3 protein-coding genes are annotated in these 4,754 nt (G+C 70.1%); 2 read left to right on the forward strand and 1 reads right to left on the reverse strand.

The window, feature by feature from the left end:
* Together DY245_RS34465 and DY245_RS34470 are read left to right on the forward strand one after the other, a co-directional pair.
* Positions 1–1,511 (forward strand): LCP family protein (locus DY245_RS34465; RefSeq protein WP_244943450.1); only part of this gene is annotated, 1,511 nt, incomplete at its 5' end.
* A 71-nt stretch (positions 1,512–1,582) separates the two neighbouring features.
* Positions 1,583–3,337 (forward strand): LCP family protein, encoded by a 1,755-nt coding sequence (locus tag DY245_RS34470; RefSeq protein ID WP_128511047.1) that lies wholly within the window; start codon positions 1,583–1,585, stop codon positions 3,335–3,337.
* Between the two features lie 40 nt (positions 3,338–3,377).
* Here DY245_RS34470 and DY245_RS34475 read toward each other — a convergent pair whose 3' ends face one another.
* On the reverse strand, positions 3,378–4,409 hold the full coding sequence (locus DY245_RS34475) for a glycosyltransferase family 2 protein (protein ID WP_128511048.1): 1,032 nt from the start codon (positions 4,407–4,409) through the stop codon (positions 3,378–3,380).
* Positions 4,410–4,754 lie beyond the last annotated feature (345 nt).

Raw genomic sequence — 4,754 nt, forward strand, 5'->3', positions numbered from 1 at the left:
AGCCCCCCACCGGCGGGCGGGCGGCGCGCCGGGCGGCCGCCGGCCGTACCGCGACGGCGTCGGCATCGGGTCCGGCGAGCCGCCGTAAGCGCAAGCCGAAGAAGTCCGGGAAGAAGAAGGCGCTGTACTGGACGGCCGGCGTGGTCGGCTTTGTCCTCGTTGTCGGCTGCGGTGGTGCGTACTACCTCTACCAGCAGCTGGACGGGAACATCTCCAAGGTCGACGTCGGCGTCGAGAACGACGCGGTGTCCGACGGCCCGGTGAACCTCCTGATCATCGGGACGGACGCGCGCTCCGGGAAGGGCAACTCGGGATACGGCGACTCCGGCAGCGTCGGGCACGCGGACACCACGATCCTGATGCACATCTCCAAGGACCGGTCGAACGCCACCGCGCTGAGCATCCCGCGCGACCTGATCACCGACATCCCCAACTGCCCGACGAAGCAGAAGGACGGCTCGAAGAAGGTCATCCCCGGTGAGCACGGGGTGCGCTTCAACACCAGCCTGGGCCAGGAGGGCCGGGACCCCGGCTGCACCTGGCGCACCGTGGAGAAGCTGACCGGGCTGAAGATCAACCACTTCATGATGGCCGACTTCAACGCGGTCAAGGAGCTGTCCGAAGCGGTGGACGGCGTCGAGGTCTGCGCCGCCAAGGACATCGACGACCCCAAGTCGCACCTGAAGTTGAAGGCCGGCCGGCACACCGTCAAGGGCGAGCAGGCGCTGGCGTTCGTCCGCACCCGGCACGCCATCGGATTCGGCAGCGACCTGGACCGGATCAAGATGCAGCAGCAGTTCCTCAGCTCGCTGATCCGCAAGCTGAAGTCCAGCGCCTTCTCCAGCCCCGGCAAGCTCTACGACGTCAGCCAGGCGGCGACCAGGGCGCTCACCGTCGACACCGGTATCGGTACGGCGGGCAAGCTGCTGGACTTCGGCAACGACCTCAAGAAGGTCGACATCGACAAGGTCACCTTCGCCACGGTGCCGGTGCTGGACAACCCCAACGACAAGGCCACCGTCATCCTGGACCAGGCCAAGGCGGACCCGCTGTTCGCGATGGTGCGGGCCGACCACACCCTGGCCAAGCACAAGAAGAGCAAGGGCAAGAGCTCCGGCCCGGCCAAGAAGGCGCCGCCCGAGCTCGTGCGGGTCGATGTCACCAACGGCGGCGGGCCGATCGGCTCGGCGCAGGAGACCGTGGACTGGCTGCAGAACAACAAGGGCGCCAAGCTCTCCACCAACGCCGGCAACGCCCCGGCCAAGCTGGCCGCCACCCGCCTTGAGTACGCCCCCAACCAGGCCGACCAGGCCGCCACTCTCGCCGACTGGATGGGCCTGCCCAAGAGTGCGCTGAAGAAGTCGTCGCAGGACGCCGGCGACCGGGTCCCGATGAAGCTCGTCCTCGGCAAGGACTTCAAGGCACCCGGCACCCCGATCGAGGCACCGACGGAAACCCCGGACGGGGTGCAGAACGTCAATGCCGATGACAAGAACGTCTGCGCGAAGTGATCTGAGCGGGATCCGGCCGCCCTGCCAAGGCGCCGAGCGCACCACCGAACTGACAACGGGGAGAGGGCCGAATGCGGCAGAGCAGTGTGCGTGGTGACCGATCACGCCGGCGGCGCCAGCCGGACGCACAGCAGCTGGGCTGGGACGACAGCATGTACGAGGACAAGGGGCTGCCGCCGGACGCGCCCGGCTGGACGCCCCCCGAAGGCGGCGTTGTGCCCGCCGAAGGGAGCGCTGTGCCCGCCGAAGGGAGCGCTGTGCCCGCCGAAGGGAGCGCTGTGCCCGCCGAAGGCGACGGTGAGGCGCCGGCCGACGGCGGCCGTCGCAAAGGGGGGCGGCCGCGTCGCCGCAAGGGCCGCAAGGTGCTGCGCTGGACCGCCCTCACCCTCGCCGTCGTCATAGTGGGCGGCGCGGGCGCCGGCTACTGGTACTACGAGCACCTCAACGCCAACCTCCGCAAGGCCCCCCGCTCGCTGGGCGGTGGCGGCCTGAAGAAGCCGGACCCCAACGCGTTCGGCCAGAGCCCGCTGAACATCCTGCTGCTCGGCTCCGACGGCCGGAACAGCAAGGAGAACATCAAGCTCGGCGGCGCCCGCCAGGACGCGGACCGCAAGCCGCTCGCCGACGTCCAGATGCTGGTGCATGTCTCCGCCGACCGCAGCAGCATGTCGGTGATCTCCATCCCGCGGGACACCCGGGTGACGATCCCCCAGTGCACCGACCCTAAGACCCACGAGGTCTTTCCGCAGACCACCGCGGCCATCAACGAGTCGCTCCAGCACGGCGGTCCGGGCTGCACGCTCGCCACCTGGCAGGAGCTGACCGGCGTCTATATCGACCACTTCATGATGGTCGACTTCTCCGGCGTGGTGGACATGGCGGACGCCATCGGCGGTGTCCCGGTCTGCGTCGACAAGAACGTCTACTCGCACGACAGCAAGGGCCACGGCAGCGGGCTGCGGATGAAGGAGGGCACCCACCCCGTCAAGGGCGTCCAGGCGCTCCAATGGCTGCGCACCCGCTACGGCTTCGAGGACAACACCGACATCGGCCGGGCCAAGGCCCAGCACATGTACATGAACTCGATGGTCCGTCAGCTGAAGAAGGACGCCAAGCTCACCAACCCGGGGGAGCTGCGTGACCTGGCGGAGGCCGCGACCAATGCGCTGACCGTCGACGACGGCCTCGACACCGTCAAGAAGCTCTACGACCTGGGCGGTGACCTCAGCCGGGTGCCGACCAAGCGCATCACGATGGTGACCATGCCCTGGCAGTACGGGCCCGGCGAGCGGTATGTCATGCCCAAGCCCGGCGACGCGGAGGAGACCTTCGCGATGCTGCGCAACGACACCGCGCTGGACGGCAAGGACAAGAAGAAGAAGCCGACGCCGGACCCCAAGGCGTCAACTCCCAAGGACCAGCTGAAAGTTGTGGTGCAGAACGGCACCAACAGCACGGTGACCGGACCGGTCTCCGGCCGCGCCTCCGTCATCCAGCAGCAGCTGGCCGGCCTCGGCTACACCTCGGCCGGCACCGACTCGGCGCTCACCACACAGGCCGACACCACCCTCACGTACCGGGACAAGGGCCAGCGGGGCGACGCGCTGGCACTGGCCAAGGCGCTCGGTCTGCCCAAGGACGCGGTCCGGGAGTCGAGTTCGGCCACCGGGATGCGGCTGGTGGTCGGCAACGACTGGCGCAGCGGGTCGGCGTACCCGAAGTCCGGCGACAAGAAGGGCGCCGACAAGGCCCCGGACAGCGCGGACGCGCTCAACGGCGAGGACACCAAGGCCTGTATGAAGGTGAATCCGCAGTACACGTTCTAGACGGGGAGGCCCGGGCCGGATGCGGCCCGGGCCGACCGGTCTATTCGGCGCCGGTCGCCGGGTTCAGCACCGCCGGGCGGCGGCTGGCGATGACCTTCTTGGCGAGCGAGCGGGGGCTGGTCAGGAAGCCGACGCCCCAGGACATGTGCATGGTGGCGAGGGCCACCGGGATCTGGGCGCGTGCCTTCAGGGGCAGGCCCTTGCCGGCCGGGACCGAGCCCGCCGCTATCGCGGCGAGGTAGCCGGCCGGGACGACGAAGCCCCAGGGGGTGACCGCCGCGCCGACCACCAGGCCCGCCGCGAGGGCGCACACCGCGGTCGGCGGCGCGAGATAGCGCAGATTGATCGAGCCGGCGTGGTAGCGGGCGACGACATGGCGCCACTTGCCGTAGTCCTTGTACTGCTTGGCCAGCGCCTTGATGCTCGGCCGCGGGCGGTACTGCACCTTCAGCTCCGGCGAGAACCAGATCTGGCCGCCGGCCTCGCGGATACGGAAGTTCAGCTCCCAGTCCTGGGCGCGGATGAACTCCTCGTTGTAGCCGCCCTGCTGCTCCAGCGCCTCGCGCCGGAACACCCCGAGGTAGACGGTCTCGGCGGGGCCGGCCTGGCCGCCCGTGTGGAAGGCGGCATTGCCGACGCCGATCTTGGAGGTCATCGCGGCCGCGACCGCGTCCTCCCAGGCGTTCTCGCCCTCGGCGTGCATGATGCCGCCGACGTTCGCCGCGCCGGTCTCCTCCAGGAGGCGCACGGCGGTGGCGATGTAGTTCGGCGAGAGCATGCCGTGGCCGTCGACGCGGACCACGATCGGATGCCGGGACGCCTTGATCGCGGCGTTCAGCGCCGCGGGGGTACGGCCGGTGGGGTTGGGCACGGTGTGCACCCGGGCGTCTTCGGCGACCAGCTCGGCGGCGATCTCGTCCGTACGGTCCGTGGACGGGCCGAGGGCGATCACCACCTCCATCTCGCCGGCGTACTCCTGCTCCAGGATGTGCCGGACGGAATTGCGCAGGTGACGTTCCTCATTGAGCACCGGCATGATCACGGAGACGGCCGGGGGCTGCTGCTGCGGCATGGTTCCTCGGGGGTACGGCCCGTGGCGAGCCGCCAGCGACGGCAGCGCCCGCCGGGGGACTGCAGGATCGCGCCTCACGTTACCGCGAATGGGGGACGCGCTCGGACGCAGCCGGGTGGCCGGGCGGCCGATGCCCGGCGTGTGGTGCTTTGCAGGAGATCGTATTGACCTACGGTGTTCCCGCCCGCTTCGTCCCCACCCGTCCCCTCCCCCGTCCGTGACCCGCTCCCCGACGGGCGCCGATCACGCCCGTCCAGCCGCGGAGGTGTCCCCCGTGACCGCGCCGTTCCGCTCCCCCCGCCCGGCCCGCCGCCGGGCCGCCCGGCCCGCCGTGCGCCGGCGGCC

It is taken from the genome of Streptomyces inhibens, assembly GCF_003389455.1.
In the GTDB taxonomy this organism is placed as follows: Bacteria; Actinomycetota; Actinomycetes; order Streptomycetales; family Streptomycetaceae; genus Streptomyces; species Streptomyces inhibens.